Genomic DNA, 17873 nt, shown 5'->3' with positions numbered 1-17873 from the left:
ATAAAAGGGTCTGCGCCACGCCAGTCAGCAATGGTTTACACTCGAATAACCGCTTTTTTACTGTCACCACAGCGCATTAGGGCGTCCTTATTTACACCTTTTGACCGAATTGACATATATGTGTGAAGTTGATCACATATTTAAACCCTGTTAGGGTAAAAAGGTCATTAACTGCCCATTCAGGCGTCAACAGGTTCGGTTGTACAGTCCGTAACCGGACAGTGTAAGTAAACCTGCTACGCTTGTATGAGGGATAGCGTTCGCGCCCCTCCCTCCGCTCGACGGCGACGCTGGCGCGGTATGCCAGTGCCCGCCGTATATAGCGCTACAGGGCTTAGCCTATGAGGACAGCTATGCTGAAAAGGAAAAAAATAAAACCGATTACACTGGGCGATGTGACCATCATTGATGATGGTAAACTTCGCAAAGCGATTACCGCCGCCTCGCTGGGCAACGCGATGGAGTGGTTTGATTTTGGTGTTTATGGATTTGTTGCCTACGCGTTGGGTAAAGTCTTTTTCCCCGGCGCCGATCCCAGCGTCCAGATGATTGCCGCGCTGGCCACGTTTTCCGTTCCCTTCCTGATTCGTCCGCTCGGCGGGTTATTCTTTGGTATGCTCGGCGATAAATACGGGCGCCAGAAGATCCTGGCGATCACGATTGTGATTATGTCGATCAGTACCTTCTGTATCGGGTTAATCCCCTCTTACGCGACGATCGGTATCTGGGCGCCAATACTGTTGTTGCTGTGTAAAATGGCGCAGGGCTTCTCGGTTGGCGGGGAATATACCGGCGCGTCGATCTTTGTCGCGGAATATTCGCCGGATCGTAAACGCGGATTTATGGGAAGCTGGCTGGATTTTGGTTCCATCGCCGGGTTCGTGCTGGGCGCGGGCGTGGTGGTCTTGATCTCAACGATTGTCGGCGAGGAGAATTTCCTTGAGTGGGGCTGGCGTATTCCGTTCTTTATCGCCTTGCCATTGGGAATTATCGGTCTCTACTTACGCCATGCGCTGGAAGAGACGCCAGCGTTTCAGCAGCACGTGGATAAACTGGAGCAGGGCGACCGCGAAGGGTTGCAGGATGGGCCGAAAGTCTCCTTTAAAGAGATTGCCACCAAACACTGGCGTAGCCTGTTGTCATGTATCGGTCTGGTGATTGCCACCAACGTGACCTACTACATGCTGCTCACCTACATGCCGAGCTACCTGTCGCATAACCTGCACTATTCTGAAGATCATGGCGTGTTGATTATCATCGCCATTATGATCGGGATGCTGTTTGTGCAGCCGGTGATGGGGCTGCTGAGCGACCGTTTCGGTCGTCGTCCGTTTGTGATTATGGGCAGCATTGCGCTGTTCGCGCTGGCGATCCCGGCCTTTATCCTGATTAACAGTAACGTTATTGGCCTGATTTTTGCCGGTTTGTTGATGCTGGCGGTGATTCTGAACTGCTTTACCGGGGTGATGGCCTCGACATTGCCGGCGATGTTTCCGACGCATATTCGTTACAGCGCGCTGGCGGCGGCTTTTAATATCTCTGTATTGATTGCCGGTCTGACGCCAACGCTGGCGGCCTGGCTGGTGGAAAGCTCGCAGGATCTGATGATGCCGGCGTATTATTTGATGGTCATCGCGGTGATAGGCTTGATTACCGGTATTTCCATGAAAGAGACGGCCAATCGTCCGCTAAAAGGCGCAACGCCAGCGGCGTCGGACATCCAGGAAGCGAAGGAAATTCTGGGCGAGCATTACGATAATATTGAGCAGAAAATCGACGACATCGATCAGGAAATTGCGGAGCTGCAGGTCAAACGTTCGCGTCTGGTACAGCAACATCCGCGTATCGATGAATAAATTTCGCGCTTAAGGTTCGCTTAATCTCTCGCGGGCATACTCTCCTCCATACCTTTGGAGGAGAGCGTCATGAAAAGCTATATTTATAAAAGTTTGACGACCCTGTGTAGTGTGCTGATTGTCAGCAGTTTTATCTATGTGTGGGTCACGACGTATTAAACGCCTGTTATGCCTTTTTCAACAGCACCCAGGCACGGGTGCCTGTTCTTTCCGTACGGTTTTGCAGGAAAAACTGTCCCTGATGTAGCTGGGTGATGCGGCTGACGATACTCAGCCCCAGGCCAATTCCGCCATAACGGCTGTCCATCCGCACGAACGCTTCGCTTAGCTTCCCGCATTTGCTTTCATCAATACCCGGACCCTCGTCTTCGACCGCCATAATAGCGTCGGGGTCGGCGCTAATGTGGATAGTGATATGGGTTCCTTCAGGGCTATAGCGATGCGCGTTTTCCACCAGATTTCGCAACAGCATACGCAGTAATGTCGCGTCACCGCGCACCACCACGTCCGCCGCGCTTTCCGGCAGCAACAGAGTTTGCTGGCGCGTTTCCAGCATGGTGTTCAGCTCATCGTAGGAGGGGAGGATCACATCTTCCAGCAGTTTTACTTCCTGATAATTCCCGGAAGAGAATGACTGGCCCACGCGCGCCAGTTGCAGAAGCTGGGAGACGCTATCCATCATCTGGTCAAGACGGGCGATAAGCGGCGCGACATCAACATTGTGGGTTTTTGACAATAATTCCAGATGCAAACGCACCCCCGACAGCGGCGTGCGTAGCTCATGGGCCACATCGGCGGTAAAAAGGCGTTCATTGTCGAGCGTGGTGGTCAAACGCGTAACCAGTTGATTGATCGCCGAGACGACGGACTCAATCTCAAGCGTGGAGCTGTGAATGGCGATCGGCGCCAGATTATCCGCCGTCCGTGCTTCCAGCTCTTTTTGCAGTTCGGCGAGCGGACGGGTAATACGCCGTACTGCCTGGTAACAAATTAGCAGCGTCAGGCTAACCATAAATACGCCGGGGACGATCAGGCTGGCGACCGCCTCACGAATTTCGTGCATGATATGGCGATCGTTGTTGCGATTATCCCGCAGCGCCTGCTCGAACAATTGGATTTGCTCAGTGCTTTCATGCCATAACCAGAAGGTACTGATTAACTGGAACACCAGCAGAATAAGACCAATTGTCAGCATTAAACGCTGGCGAAGGGTCATCGCTCTTCGCTGAAAACGCATCAGGCTCACTTAGCTTTCCTCAGTGGCAACCAGCATGTAGCCAAACCCGCGAACCGTGCGAATGCGCGACTTGCCGACTTTGTCGCGCAAATTATGTATATGCACTTCCAGAGTGTTGGTCGAGGGTTCGTTATCCCAGTTGTAGATATCGTTATAAAGAATTTCCCGGTGCACCGGACTGCCTGCCTTGAGCATCAATCGTGAGAGCAGCGCGTACTCCTTAGGCGTCAGGGTCAGTTCCTGTCCATCCCTCCATGCCTGATGGCGGCCTATATTGAGCGTCAGATTGCCAACCGTCAGTTCACTTTCACCCTGATTATTATGGCGGCGCAGCAGCGCGCGGATGCGGGCGTGCAACTCCTCCAGGGCGAAGGGTTTAACCAGATAATCATCTGCGCCGACATCCAGCCCGGTAATGCGGTCATTGAGCGTATCGCGGGCGGTCAGAATGAGTACCGGCAGGGTGTATTTTTTCTGTCGGATTCGCGTCAGGAAATGCAGGCCATCCTCATCGGGCAGCCCTAAATCCAGCACCATCAGACTGTAATGACCAGACTCCAGACTATGCTCGGCGGCACGCGCTGTCGAAACGCCATCACACGCATAGCCTTCGGTTTGCGCGGCGAGTATTAACCCCTGTAATAATAGCGTGTCGTCTTCAACAATCAGTATCTTCATTCGCTTAGTCTCCTGCACGGTTGCAGAATATCATCTGCGGCCTGGTAATACGTCGTTTGTACGCCGGTTAATCCCAGCATGGTTGAGAAAAGATTGTCCTGTGAATAATCCAGCGTGCTCGCCCGTTTTTGCAGGCAGGCCTGATCCACCTGATAACGCTGTTGATAATCTTTAGAAAGCCAAATGAGCATCGGGACATGTTTTTGCGTATCCGGCGCAATGGAATACGGCAAACCGTGTAAATAAACGCCATTTTCACCCAATGATTCGCCGTGATCGGAAAGATAGACCAGGCTGGTGGTGAATTTATCCTGATGAGATTTCAGCAGGTTAATGGCTTTATCTACAATATAGTCCACGTACAGCACGGTATTATCATAGGTGTTGATCAACTGCTGTTGGGAACAGTTCTGAATTTCGTTAGTGTCACAGGTTGGGGTAAATTTTTTAAACTGCGGTGGATAACGGTTGTAATAGGTTGGGCCGTGGCTGCCGATGGTATGTAATACAATAACGCCATCGCCTTTCAAATGGTCGATATAGTCTTCCAGACCGTGAAATAACACTTCATCGTAGCATTCGCCGTCGATACATTGTCCGGGCAGGTTTAGCTCGGTGACATTTTGATGCGGAACGCGATCGCATGCGCCTTTACAGCCGCCGTCATTATCATTCCACAGTACGTTAATCCCCGCGCGCTGGATAATATCCAGTAGCCCTTCCTGGTGATGCGCCAGCTCTTCGTCATAATGTTTGCGCGGCATATCAGAAAACATGCAGGGAACGGAGATCGCGGTCGCCGTACCGCAAGAGGTGGTATGCGGGAAATAGATCACATCGTCTTTCGCCAGCCGCGGATTGGTGTCGCGCGGATAGCCGCCAAGAGAGAAATCATCGCCGCGCGAGGTTTCGCCAACAATAAGAATCGTCAGGTTTTTGCGATCGCCTTTCAGCATTAATGGATTGCGATGGGCATCCTCGCCAATGCGTACCAGCGGCAAATTCGCCAGCCGTTGATGCGAATACCATGACCAACTGGCGACAATACTGTTCGATGGGCTTAATGCTTTGATCAACTGTTTATTATTTCGAAATAGCGAGGCGTAATCTTTATAGAAAAAGGCGGCGACCAGAATAACTAATAAAATAGAGATCAGGACGCTGGCCAGGCGGTAAAGCCCGCTACGTAAGCGCGGCGTCGCCGGACGGATTTTGACCCAGAAGGCAATCACGGCTGCCAGAACGCCGCTTAATCCCAGAGTCAGCACCATTTGCGGCGTCATCAGCGCAAAGGTTTCCGCGGGCGTGGTATCCATCATATTGGCGATCATGGAGCGATCGATGATGATGCCGTAAGTCAAAATAAAATACTGCGCGGCAGCGCCGACCAGAATAAAAACGCAGGCCAGCAGTCGGTTTAGCCAAATAAATGAGGCCAGCGTCAGCACACTATTGACCACGCTAAACGCGACGACCGGCATGGAAATAAACACCAGTACATTGCGCGGCGAGTTTAACGGTAGGTCTTGTAGTACCTGCTTGTAGAACGCAATGTTCAGGCAGACGGCAATATAAAAGGAAAAAAGCAGAAGCCAGGCGATTTGCCCAAGAACAGGTCTTTTAAGAAAGCGCTTTAACATGTTGATGCGTCCATCGATTCGGTGACGCTAATCGTGACAAAGTAAAATTAAGTGAACCTTAAGAACTTAATGTTGGTGGCGGCCGGATAACCTGCGCTATCCGGCCTGTTGCGATAACATTAACTACACGTGGTCAATCCTGTTTAACCGGCGCATCCAGCGGATACGGGTTTTTGTGAATACGGTTGTAATTCAACGCATACAGCGCGGTGATCACCATCAACGTGACGAACGACCACATCACTTCTTTGGCGCCGGAACCGATGACCGCCCAGATGCAATACACAAACGCGACGAAGGTAATCAGCAGATACAGCGGGCGCGCTTTACCAAAGTGACCGTGGCCCAATAGCAACAGCGCGGCACAGGTGTAAAGATAAGGCACCAGGGTGAAGATAACCGACACGGAGGAGACCAGACCAAACTCTTTCGCGGCGTTCGGCGACATACTGCTGAACTGGAAGATAGTCATCAGCACGCCGACGATAAGCAACCCAGCCACTGGCGTACCGGCTTTATTAACCCGCGCGAAGATCGGCGGGAAGAGACCATCGTCCGCCGCCGCTTTTGCGGTTTGACCGGCAAGCAGCGTCCAGCCGCCGAGAGAGCCCAGGCAACCTGCTGCCGCACAGAAGGAAACAATAGCCCCTGCGGTATCGCCCAGCGCCATACGCGCCGCGTCACCGAAAGGCGATGCCGACACGCGCAGCGCCGCGTTGGGGATCATCCCCATAATCGCCGTTGTGGAGAGCACATAGCAGACGGCGGCGATCAGTACCCCGCCGATGGTGGCGATAGGCACGTTGCGTTTCGGGTTTTTGACCACACCGGCCGCAACGGAGGCGCTTTCTACCCCGATGAATGACCATAGCGTGACGTTCAACGTGCTTTGAATCGCGCCGAAGGTATTCATGCCGCTCACGTTCCAGGCCGCCATATAGGTTTCGCCTTTAAACCAGAACCAGCCGAAGACCGCAATCCCTACGATAGGCACCAGCGCCAGTACGGTGGCGACGGCCTGTACGCGGGTAATCATTTTCGGCCCGACGATGTTCAGCAGAACAAAAATCCACAGCACCGCGACGCAGGTAAGCGTTAATACCAGCGGATCTTTCAGAATCGGGAAGAAATAGCTCAGATAGCCGACGCCGATAACGACCATCGCGATATTACCGATCCAGCATGCCAGCCAGTACAGCACGTTCGTTTGATAGCCCAAAAACGGCCCGAAGCAGCGGCGTGCGTAGGCATAGGAACCGCCGGGACTGGGATCTAAGGACGACATTTTGGCATAAACCATCGACAGCGCCAGGGCGCCGATGATAGTGACCAGCCATCCGTAGATTGCAATCCCGCCAGTGGCCGCCAGGTTGGCAGGGAGTAAGAATACCCCTGAACCCATAATATTCCCCGATACCATTAAGGTGACGGGGATTAGGCCCACTTTGTGAGCATCAGCATCCGAAGACATAATTTGGACTCCTGAAAAGGTGACTTCGTTACGATAAATTACGTCGTATCATACCCCCTCAGAATGCCGCTGAATTATGTCGGAGACGGGTTATCGCCAATGCTGTTATTATCGTGTCTTATCGTTGAGTGTAGAAAAATTAGGCAGCCGATCGTTCCCGATGTTGGCTAACATAATGCAGGGGGGTCATACCATAAAACTCTTTAAACACGGAAATAAAGTACGATGTGCTGTTATACCCACACAGCTGTGAGACTTGAGAGATATTCTTTCCGTCCATTAATAATTGGTTTACGGCATAACGCATTCGGCAGGTCGTGATTATTTGGCTATAACTGGTATTCTCGTTTTTGAGCTTTTTCTTTAACAAGCTTGGACTCAGGCACAGGCAACTGGCAACGGCGCTCAGATTCCAGTCTTTATGAATATCGCTCTGAATGATGTGGTAAACGCTGTCACTGATGCGGCTGCGCAGCATGTGCATTAACAAAGAAATAAATTTTTTGTGGTCAAGAAAGCGGGATAAAACGGTGAAAAGGAGCGCACGGGTACGTTCACTAACAATTTCATCTGGTGTTTCCATCGCGCTGTAGCGGGCGGCGACCCTGAAGATATCCGGCGTCAGACAGTTGGCGGTCAATAAGGGATCGGCGTTGCGTTGCCAGACGGGAAGGTGTGAGAGATCTTTATTCAGGAATTGTAAATAGTCTTTAATATTATTGCGACTCACTTGTATTACTAGCACGCTATTTAATGATGAAATGTCAATAACGTTATTTTCACAAGCCAGAATGGCCATATAATTCGCTTTTAAACTGATTGGCTCCTTACCATTTACTCGTAACCATGTATCTTTTTCGGTTAATAACACTATGCAAGGCTCGTTGCTGCAAATCCTCATACCCGAACTCCTGGAATATGAACATAAAAGACCGGATCTCGCCAAACGGGAGAGATAACGGGGACTGAGTCAATTGTGTGATGAATTGAAACTGCACTAAAATAACTTTCCTGAATAATATTACAATATTTGTACGATGAATTAGGGTGTACAAAAAGTTGTACGCGAGTGGCAACTTGTCATTTTTGTATAAAAAAAGCGCGGGATGGGGCCCGCGCAAAAAGGTATGACAGTATTATTGTTTTGCAGCAATACTCAGGGAATACATGCCATCCTCAAAAAAAAGACTCTTTGTGATTAGGCTTTCACGCACATAACGTGATATACGCCATCAATAATTTCCGTGCCTTCGGTTTCATGCTCAAAGCCAGGGAAGTGATGATCCCAGGATTGCAGTGAGCGTAAGTAACCCACCTGCGGACTATTTTCATCGCCAAAGTTTTCGCCGGAGAGCAGCATCGGGATGCCTGGCGGGTAAGGAATAACGGAGTTCGCCGCAATGCGACCCGGTAGATTTTCAATCGCCACCATTTCAATATTGTCGTTCACGATCGCGTTGTAGGCGTCGCGCGGGGTAATCTCCGCAACCGGCAGGGTGGAATAGGCGGCGTTGAGACGGGCGCCCGGGTTATTTTCACGTAGCCAGGCAAACATTTTATCGCCCAGGTCATGAATACCCATGTTCGCGTAAGTGTCAGGATAATCCTGCACCAGTTCCGGCATCACCTGCGCCAGCGGCGTATTCGCGTCGTAATGATGTTTGAAGGAGCACAGCGTGTTGATCAGCGTTCCCCATTTCCCGCGAGTTACCCCCATAGAGAACAGGAACATAATCTGAAAGTCGGTGGTGCGGGTCGGCACGATACCGTGGCGGCCAAGCCATGCTGTGACCAGCGCAGCAGGTACGCCGGATGCTTCCAGTTCGCCATCGTCGCCCATACCCGGCGCCAGGATACTGACTTTAATCGGGTCCAGCATACTCCAGTTATCCGGCAGGTCTTTAAAGCCGTGCCAGGTTTCTCCGGGGCGCATGACCCAGCAGTTCTGGTCAGTGGCTAGCAGTTTTGCCGGCGCGTCGGCGAAGTCATACGTTTTACCGGTTTGTGGATCGGTGACGACGTCTTTATTCCACGGTTTAAAGAACCAGTCGCCTTCATCGGTAAACTCTTTATAAAGACGCGCCATCGCCTGACGGAAATCAACCGCTTCGTCAATCACCTCTTGAGTCAGGGACAGGCCGCTGTTACCGTCCATCATCGATACCGCCACATCGTTGGATGCGCAGATGGCATATAACGGAGAGGTGGTGGCATGCATCATATATGCCTGGTTGAAGCGGGAGAAATTCACCGCGCCACGGCCTTCACGGACGTGAATGTAGGAAGCTTGTGAAAGCGCATTCAGTAGTTTGTGCGTGGAGTGGGTGGCAAACACGGTCGGACCGTTATGGTCGCCTGGCTCGCCGCGCATCGCGTAGTGATCGCAATAAATCGGGTTGAAGCGCGCATAGCCGTACCATGCTTCGTCGAAGTGAATGCGATCGCTGGTTTTTGCCAGCAGATCCTGCGCCTCTTTGGCGTTATAGCATACGCCGTCATAGGTACAGTTGGTCACCACGCTGTAAGACGGTTTCTGTCCGGCTTTGGTTTTGGTCAGCGGGCTGGCGCTGATTTTTTTCTGCAAGGTTTCAGGCTGCATTTCCTGCGGGTAGATTGGCCCGATAATGCCGTAACGGTTACGGCTTGGCACCATATATACCGGTTTGGCCCCAGTGAGGATCAGCCCCTGTTCGATGGATTTATGGCAGTTACGATCCAGTACAACGACATCATTATCCGTCATACAGGCCTGCATAATAGTACGGTTAGAACCCGAGGTCCCGACAACCACGGACCAGGAGCGGTCAGCACCGAATACGCGGGCGGCGTTTTTCTCGCTTTCGCCAAACGCGCCAGTATGGTCGAGGAGTGAACCGAGCGTGGTACGCTCAATCCCCATATCGCTGCGGAACAGGTTTTCGCCATAATAATCGTGATAAAAGCGACCGGCAGGCGTTTTAGTGAAACCGACGCCGCCCTGGTGTCCCGGCGCCGCCCATGAATATTCATGAATGTCGCTGTATTTCATCAACGCGTTAAACAGCGGTGGTAACAGTTGCTGGCGATACCGGGTCATGGCGGCAACGGCGCGTCCGGCGATAAAGTCAGCGGTGTCTTCCAGAATCCAGGCGAATTCATCGACAAGCTCCAGCAGGTCGCGGTCCAGCGATGCCGTCGCTTTTTCCCTGTCGCCTAACAGGAAAACGGGCACGTTTTGCTGACGCTCGTGAAGCTTACCGATCAATTGCCTGACGCTCAGGTGCTCATCCGGTTGTTCCATTTGGTAGCTAAACATCAGACAGTCAATGGCTTCGTTCGCGGACAAGATGGCATAGCCGTCATCGAAGGATGTCGATTTAATGACGGTAACATTTTGTTGGCTCAAGGCATCCGCCAGACGCTCAACCGCGTTGCCAACCCAGGTGTCCTGATGCAGAAACTCACTTTCAACAATTAATACTTTCATCATCTTTTACCCGGTTGTGGAGGCCGTGCAATTTACGCCTTGCCGACCCGCCGTATGAATGTGACGTGGGCAAGTATTACCCCGTCAAATAGGGGGTGTAAAGTGATGGAATAATGGTCGGTTATTGATATTATTGTTTAATAAACAATGGGTTAATTATTGATATCGAGCGATTTCACCTGCCGTTTATCGACAGGTGAATTATTTTTTTGGCTGATAGTGGTATCCGGCTTTAGCCGGGCATCGTCTGGCGTCGTTGCTGACTTAGCTTGCGGTATTGTTGCGGCGACATACCGACAAATTTGCTAAAAGTACTGTAAAAACGGCTGCTGGATCGGAACCCGGCAGTCAGAGCGACATCGAGGATCGTTTTGTCAGTATCGCTCAATAAGGCACGTACGTGATTGATGCGCATCGCCGTGATGTACTGCTTCATCGTCAATTGCATAACCCGCTGGAATATTCCCATCGCGTAATTAGCATTGAGTTTGACATGCTCCGCGACGTCGTTAATGGTGAGCGCCTGATCGTAGTTATCGGCAATAAATCCCAGCATCTGGCTTACGTAAAACTGCGCATGGCGTGAGACGCTATTCTTGTGGGTGCGTGATGTTTTATTGAGCAAAATGGGCTGCCAGCCGGAAAGGCTAAAGCGTTTAAGCATCAGGCCGATTTCATCGATCGCCAACTGGCGAATTTGCTCATTCGGGCTGCTTGTTTCCTGCTGCCAGCGCAACACTTCAAAGGTGCTAAGCTGCTGGGTCGCCAGTGATTTAACCACCATCCCGTGCGTGACGTGGTTGATAAGATCGCGATCCAGCGGCCAGGAGAGAAACAGGTGCATCGGCAAACTGAAAATCGCCATCTGGCGGCAGTTGCCGGGGCGGGTAAGCTGGTGTGGCGTACAGGCCCAAAACAGGGTGATATGCCCCTGCTTTATCTGCACGACTTCATTGTTGATTAAATACTCCACATCGCCGTCAAACGGAACATTCACTTCTACTTGCCCATGCCAGTGACTGCTGGCCATTCTGTGCGGCGGCCTCAGTTCAACGTCCAGTCGTTGATATTCGGAATAGAGCGACAGCGGGCTACGGGTTTGCTTTTCATCGCCGTTGCACATGTGCGGGTCGGGCGGGAGGAGGGATATTGCTTGCGTACTCATCGTCACTCCATTTCCTGAATTATCAGAATTATGCCCCTTTAGCCGGGAGGAAACCGGGAATCCGGACACAGAATCCGTCGATATTGTAGAGCGTAGCCTGACTATCAGGCCGAATACTCTGCTTTTTACGCCATTTTGTCCCAAAAACTCAGATCTTCCGCGCGTCAGCATACGATCTGAGTTTTCGGGAATGCTCATCGGGGAAGACGGAGGTTTTCACCGGGAACGCGTGCCACCATGAAGGTGTTCACTACTGTTCTGGAGAGTCATGATGACGGCACCCAAAATTACCTTTATCGGCGCAGGTTCTACGATTTTCGTCAAAAATATCCTCGGCGATGTGTTTCACCGCGAGGCGCTAAAATCAGCGCATGTCGCCCTGATGGATATTGACGAAACCCGGCTGGAAGAGTCGCACATTGTGGTACGGAAACTGATGGACTCAGCGGGCGCTTCTGGCCGGATTACCTGCCATACCCACCAGAAAGCGGCGCTACAGGATGCGGATTTCGTGGTGGTCGCCTTTCAGATTGGCGGCTATGAACCCTGCACCGTGACCGATTTCGAGGTTTGTAAGCGTCATGGCCTGGAACAGACGATTGCCGATACGCTGGGGCCGGGCGGCATTATGCGCGCGCTGCGGACCATCCCGCATCTGTGGCGGATTTGCGAAGACATGACGGAAGTCTGTCCGAAAGCCACCATGCTCAATTACGTCAACCCGATGGCGATGAATACCTGGGCGATGTATGCCCGCTATCCGCATATCAAACAGGTCGGCCTGTGCCATTCGGTACAGGGAACGGCGGAAGAACTGGCGCGCGACCTGAATATCGATCCCGCCTCGCTGCGCTACCGCTGCGCCGGCATTAATCACATGGCGTTTTACCTCGAACTGGAGCGCAAAACGGCTGACGGGACTTATGTCGATCTCTATCCTGAATTGCTGGCAGCCTATGACGCCGGACAGGCGCCGAAGCCCAATATTCACGGCAATGAACGCTGCCAGAACATTGTGCGCTATGAGATGCTCAAAAAGTTGGGCTACTTCGTCACCGAATCATCAGAGCATTTTGCCGAGTACACGCCGTGGTTTATTAAACCGGGACGCGAGGATCTGATTGCGCGCTACAAGGTGCCGCTGGATGAATATCCGAAACGCTGCGTAGAACAACTGGCGAACTGGCATAAAGAGCTGGAGGAGTATAAAACCGCCGAGCGTATCGACATCAAACCGTCCCGCGAGTACGCCAGCACCATTATGAACGCTCTGTGGACCGGCGAGCCGAGCGTGATTTACGGCAATGTGCGTAATGAGGGGCTGATTGATAACCTGCCGCAGGGAAGCTGCGTGGAAGTGGCTTGTCTGGTGGATGCCAACGGCATTCAACCGACGAAGGTGGGGACGATCCCCTCTCATCTGGCGGCGATGATGCAGACCAACATCAACGTGCAAACGCTGTTGACCGAAGCCATCCTCACGGAAAACCGCGATCGCGTGTATCACGCGGCGATGATGGACCCTCATACCGCGGCGGTGCTGGGTATCGAAGAAATCTATGCGTTGGTTGACGATCTGATCGCCGCGCATGGCGACTGGCTTCCGGCCTGGTTACGCCGTTAATCTCCAGCCGCGCTGGACGGCAGATCCGGCGTTTCACCTCTACTAACAGAAGGCGGGCGCTGGTAACAGCGACCCGGTACCCTATGAGCATCTCTCTGACAACAAAGCTGAGTTACGGGTTCGGTGCGTTTGGTAAGGATTTCGCCATCGGCATTGTGTATATGTACCTGATGTATTACTACACCGATGTGGTGGGACTTTCGGTCGGCCTCGTCGGCACCCTCTTTCTGGTCGCGCGAATCTGGGATGCGATAAACGATCCCATCATGGGCTGGATTGTCAACGCCACGCGTTCGCGGTGGGGGAAATTTAAGCCGTGGATATTGATCGGCACCTTAACCAATTCGCTGGTGCTTTTCCTGCTGTTCAGCGCCCATCTTTTTGAGGGAACCGCGCAGGTTGTATTTGTCTGCGTAACCTACATCCTGTGGGGCATGACGTATACCATTATGGATATCCCATTTTGGTCGCTGGTGCCGACCATTACGCTTGATAAGCGAGAACGCGAACAACTGGTGCCGTTCCCGCGTTTCTTCGCCAGTCTGGCTGGCTTCGTCACTGCCGGTATAACGCTGCCGTTTGTGAACTACGTTGGCGGGGCGGATCGTGGGTTCGGCTTTCAGATGTTTACGCTGGTGCTGATTGCGTTCTTTATCGCCTCGACTATCGTGACATTACGCAACGTCCATGAGGTGTACTCCTCCGACAACGGTGTAACGGCGGGCCGCCCACATCTGACGTTAAAAACGATCGTTGGATTGATATACAAAAACGATCAGCTCTCTTGCCTGTTGGGAATGGCGCTGGCGTATAACATTGCCTCCAATATTATCAATGGCTTTGCGATCTACTACTTCACCTATGTGATTGGCGATGCCGATCTTTTTCCCTATTACCTTTCTTACGCCGGCGCGGCGAATCTGCTGACGCTGATTGTCTTCCCCCGGCTGGTGAAAATGTTATCGCGGCGGATATTGTGGGCGGGCGCCTCCGTGATGCCCGTTCTGAGTTGCGCAGGGCTCTTCGCGATGGCGTTGGCGGATGTCCATAATGCCGCTTTAATCGTGGCGGCGGGTATTTTCCTGAATATCGGGACCGCGCTCTTTTGGGTGCTTCAGGTAATCATGGTGGCGGATACGGTCGATTATGGGGAATTTAAGCTCAATATTCGCTGCGAGAGTATCGCTTATTCCGTACAGACGATGGTCGTGAAGGGCGGCTCGGCGTTTGCGGCGTTCTTTATCGCTTTGGTGCTGGGGCTGATTGGCTACACGCCGAACGTGGCGCAGTCTGCGCAAACCCTGCAGGGGATGCAGTTTATTATGATTGTCCTGCCGGTACTGTTTTTCATGATGACGTTGGTTCTCTACTTCCGCTACTACCGTTTGAACGGCGATATGCTGCGCAAAATTCAGATCCACCTGCTGGATAAATACCGGAAAACGCCGCCATTCGTCGAACAGCCGGATAGCCCGGCGATTTCTGTGGTAGCGACCAGCGATGTAAAAGCGTGAGCATGGTCTCTCGTGCAGGCCGGATAAGCCGGATAAGCGTAGCGCCATCCGGCAATTAACCGATAACGCGGCCCGGGAGAACACCGGGCCTGCCAGGTTATTTCGCGCAGTTAGCGCACTGTTTGCTGACAATCTGCTGGAAGAAATCGTTGCCTTTGTCATCCACCAGGATAAAGGCCGGGAAATCTTCTACTTCAATTTTCCAGATAGCTTCCATGCCGAGTTCCGGATACTCGACGCACTCCAGATGCTTAATGCTCTGCTGTGCCAGTACCGCCGCCGGGCCGCCGATACTGCCCAAATAAAAGCCGCCATGTTTTTTACAGGCATCCGTGACCTGCTGGCTACGGTTGCCTTTCGCCAGCATGATCATACTGCCGCCGTGGGATTGCAGTAGATCGACATAAGAGTCCATTCGGCCTGCGGTGGTGGGGCCTAATGAGCCAGATGGATAACCTGCCGGGGTTTTGGCCGGGCCTGCGTAATAGATGGGATGGTCTTTAATATACTGCGGCAGGTCTTCGCCGGATTCAATACGCTCTTTTAGCTTCGCGTGGGCGATATCGCGACCTACGATAATGGTGCCCGTCAGCGACAGGCGAGTCGAGACCGGGTACTGCGATAGCTGGGCGAGGATCTCTTTCATCGGACGGTTGAGATCGACTTTCACCGCGTCGCCTTCGCCCGCCTGACGCAGCGCTGGCGGAATATACTGGCCCGGATTGTGTTCCAGTTTTTCGATCCAGATGCCTTCGCGGTTGATTTTCGCTTTGATGTTACGGTCTGCCGAGCAGGAGACGCCCATCCCCACCGGACAGGAAGCGCCGTGACGCGGCAGGCGAATTACGCGAATATCGTGGGCGAAATATTTCCCGCCGAACTGGGCGCCGAGGCCAAGTTTTTGCGCTTCTTCCAGCAGTTCCTGTTCCAGGTGGAGATCGCGGAATGCCTGGCCGTGCTCGTTACCTTCCGTCGGCAGCGCGTCGTAATAGTGGGTGCTGGCGAGTTTAACGGTTTTCAGCGTGCTTTCCGCCGAGGTGCCGCCAATGACAAAGGCGATATGGTATGGCGGACAGGCCGCGGTGCCCAGCGTGCGCATTTTCTCAACGAGGAAGTTTTTCAGCTTGCCTGGGGTGAGCAGCGCTTTGGTCTCCTGATAGAGATACGTTTTGTTTGCTGAACCGCCGCCTTTCGCCACGCAAAGGAACTTGTACTCGTCGCCGTCGACGGCATAAAGATCGATTTGCGCTGGCAGGTTGCTGCCGGTATTGACCTCTTTGTACATATTCAGCGGCGCGTTCTGCGAGTAGCGCAGGTTATCTTCGATATAGGTATTAAACACGCCTTTGGAGAGCGCGGCTTCATCACCGCCGCCCGTCCAGACGCGTTGGCCTTTTTTACCCATGATAATCGCCGTGCCGGTATCCTGGCAGGTCGGCAGAATGCCTTTGGCGGCGATCTCGGAGTTTCTCAGGAATTGCAACGCCACATATTTGTCGTTTTCGCTGGCTTCGGGGTCATGGAGAATGGCGGCGACTTGCTGCTGGTGTTCAGGACGGAGCATAAAAGACGCATCATGGAAGGCCTGCTGAGCCAGCAACGTTAACGCCTGCGGCTCAACGTTGAGGATAGATTCTCCGTTGAATTCACTGACGCTGACATAATCGGAGGTGAGCAGATAATACTCTGTTTTGTCCTCTCCCATCGGGAAAGGCGCCTGATAGATAAACTCTTTTTTCGACATGTGCTTCCAGCCTAATAGTAAGAAAATGTATTAAGAGCCTCATGGGCCAGACTCTAAGTCGCGCGCCGCGCATAACCGGGCGGCGCGCGCGGCCATTACAGGAATCCGTACATTGCGGCAAAGATCCAGCCAAAGACGCAGGAGACGCTCACGCCAATCAAACCCGGCAGAATGAAGCTGTGGTTAATGACGAAGCGGCCAATACGGGTTGTGCCGGAACGGTCAAACTGAATCGCCGCCAGATCGCTTGGGTAGGTCGGCAGGATATAGTAGCCATAACATGCCGGCGCAGAGGCCACGATATACGCCGGATCGACACCGATAGCCAGCGCGACGGGAACAATCGCCGCCAGCGCCGCTGCCTGGGAGTTAACAAACTTGGAGACCAGCAGCAGAACGATGGCGTAGGCCCACGGATACTCTTTGACCATTTCGCCCAGCACGCCCTGAATTTCCGACATATGCGCGCCGAACATGGTTTCCGCCATCCAGGCGATCCCGTATACCGCGACAATCGCAATCATACCGGAACGAAAAACTTCGTTTTTTGAGATAGACGCAGGATTGGTTTTGGTCAGGATGATAATGAGCGCCCCGGTCAGCAGCATGAACATCTGAATGACCAGCACCATCGACAACGGTTTGCCGCCGAAGGTTGGACGTAAGTCGGAGTCCGCGCCCAGGAGAGCGACCACGGCAATCGCCGCCAGGAAGATCCACATCGCCAGCCAGTTGCTTTTCGGCAGTTTTTTATCCAGCAGCGTCGCGGTATCGCCGTACACGTACTGACGGTTTTCCGGTACGGAAATAAATTTCTGAAATGCTTCGTCTTTATCCAGATCTTTACCGCGGAACCAACTAAAAATACCGATTGCCAGGATACCGAGCAGGGTAGACGGGATGGTGATCGACAGCAGATCGAGGAACTCCAGATGTTTTCCGTCAAATGTCACGTTGCCCAGCATCGCTACCAGAGAAACAACGGCGACGGAAACCGGACTGGCGATGATGCCCATTTGCGCGCCGATAGAACTGGCCGCCATTGGACGTTCCGGACGGATATTATTCTTGATCGCCACATCATAGATAATCGGCAAAATGGTGTAGACCACGTGGCCTGTCCCACACAGAATCGTCAGGGTACAGGTGACGAACGGCGCCACAATAGAGACGTATTTGGGGTTGCGACGCAGCAGCTTTTCGGCAATCTGCAGCATCACATCCAGCCCGCCTGACGCCTGCAACGTCGCCGACGCGGCGACTACCGCGATAATGACCAGCATTACGTCAACGGGCGGTTTACCTGGCTGGAGATGGAAAACAAACACCAGAATGACCAGACCAATACCGCCCAACAACCCGAGCGCGATCCCGCCCTTTCGGGCGCCATAAAACAGACATATTAATATTATGAGAAGCTGTATACTAAATAACATTTTTATTTATCCTCGCGATAAACCCAGTCAATTTTGATAAAT

General features: G+C 52.6%; 13 protein-coding genes. 4 read left to right on the top strand and 9 right to left on the bottom strand.

Annotated elements, in window-relative coordinates; genetic code table 11:
- Positions 1-353: 353 nt before the first annotated feature.
- Positions 354-1856 carry a glycine betaine/L-proline transporter ProP gene (gene proP, locus ABVN44_RS08310; protein ID WP_000919710.1) on the top strand — a complete coding sequence of 501 codons (1503 nt, stop codon included), beginning with the start codon at positions 354-356 and terminating at the stop codon, positions 1854-1856.
- A 69-nt stretch (positions 1857-1925) separates the two neighbouring features.
- On the top strand, positions 1926-2015 hold the full coding sequence (pmrR, locus tag ABVN44_RS08305) for an LpxT activity modulator PmrR (RefSeq protein WP_000844399.1): 90 nt from the start codon (positions 1926-1928) through the stop codon (positions 2013-2015).
- A gap of 7 nt (positions 2016-2022) precedes the next feature.
- Here the strand turns inward: pmrR and pmrB are convergent, their stop codons facing one another.
- The 7 genes from pmrB to melR all read right to left on the bottom strand — a co-directional run bounded on the left by pmrB (position 2023) and on the right by melR (position 11513).
- Complete coding sequence (gene pmrB, locus ABVN44_RS08300; protein WP_001212189.1) at positions 2023-3093, bottom strand: two-component system sensor histidine kinase PmrB; 1071 nt, start codon at positions 3091-3093, stop codon at positions 2023-2025.
- Between the two features lie 9 nt (positions 3094-3102).
- Positions 3103-3771: a two-component system response regulator PmrA gene (pmrA, locus tag ABVN44_RS08295; protein WP_000697899.1), complete on the bottom strand. Its 669-nt coding sequence runs from the start codon at positions 3769-3771 to the stop codon at positions 3103-3105.
- Entirely contained in the window at positions 3768-5411 is a 1644-nt protein-coding gene (gene eptA, locus ABVN44_RS08290) for a phosphoethanolamine transferase EptA (protein WP_001534544.1), read from the bottom strand. Before eptA ends, pmrA begins: the two co-directional genes overlap by 4 nt.
- A gap of 133 nt (positions 5412-5544) precedes the next feature.
- Positions 5545-6882: an arginine/agmatine antiporter gene (gene adiC, locus ABVN44_RS08285; protein WP_000093130.1), complete on the bottom strand. Its 1338-nt coding sequence runs from the start codon at positions 6880-6882 to the stop codon at positions 5545-5547.
- Positions 6883-7021: 139 nt separating this feature from the next.
- Complete coding sequence (locus ABVN44_RS08280) at positions 7022-7783, bottom strand: AraC family transcriptional regulator (protein WP_001217083.1); 762 nt, start codon at positions 7781-7783, stop codon at positions 7022-7024.
- Positions 7784-8080: 297 nt separating this feature from the next.
- Positions 8081-10348: an arginine decarboxylase gene (adiA, locus tag ABVN44_RS08275; protein ID WP_001538051.1), complete on the bottom strand. Its 2268-nt coding sequence runs from the start codon at positions 10346-10348 to the stop codon at positions 8081-8083.
- Positions 10349-10580: 232 nt separating this feature from the next.
- Positions 10581-11513 carry a transcriptional regulator MelR gene (gene melR, locus ABVN44_RS08270; RefSeq protein ID WP_000106992.1) on the bottom strand — a complete coding sequence of 311 codons (933 nt, stop codon included), beginning with the start codon at positions 11511-11513 and terminating at the stop codon, positions 10581-10583.
- Positions 11514-11781: 268 nt separating this feature from the next.
- On the opposite strand from melR, the gene melA reads away from it, so the two are divergent.
- The gene (gene melA / locus ABVN44_RS08265; RefSeq protein WP_077248397.1) at positions 11782-13137 is read left to right on the top strand and encodes an alpha-galactosidase; all 1356 of its coding nucleotides are present in this window, start codon (positions 11782-11784) and stop codon (positions 13135-13137) included.
- An 83-nt stretch (positions 13138-13220) separates the two neighbouring features.
- The gene (gene melB, locus ABVN44_RS08260; RefSeq protein WP_000028070.1) at positions 13221-14651 is read left to right on the top strand and encodes a melibiose:sodium transporter MelB; all 1431 of its coding nucleotides are present in this window, start codon (positions 13221-13223) and stop codon (positions 14649-14651) included.
- A 97-nt stretch (positions 14652-14748) separates the two neighbouring features.
- On the opposite strand, the gene fumA is transcribed toward melB, so the two are convergent.
- Entirely contained in the window at positions 14749-16395 is a 1647-nt protein-coding gene (gene fumA / locus ABVN44_RS08255; protein WP_000037196.1) for a class I fumarate hydratase FumA, read from the bottom strand.
- Positions 16396-16490: 95 nt separating this feature from the next.
- Positions 16491-17831: an anaerobic C4-dicarboxylate transporter DcuB gene (gene dcuB / locus ABVN44_RS08250; RefSeq protein WP_000899149.1), complete on the bottom strand. Its 1341-nt coding sequence runs from the start codon at positions 17829-17831 to the stop codon at positions 16491-16493.
- Between the last annotated feature and the right edge of the window lie 42 nt (positions 17832-17873).

The organism is Salmonella sp. SJTUF15570 (assembly GCF_043357055.1).
Taxonomy (GTDB): domain Bacteria; phylum Pseudomonadota; class Gammaproteobacteria; order Enterobacterales; family Enterobacteriaceae; genus Salmonella; species Salmonella enterica.
The sequence above is the reverse complement of the archived record's forward strand: the minus strand, read 5'-3'. Positions and strand labels throughout refer to the sequence as shown.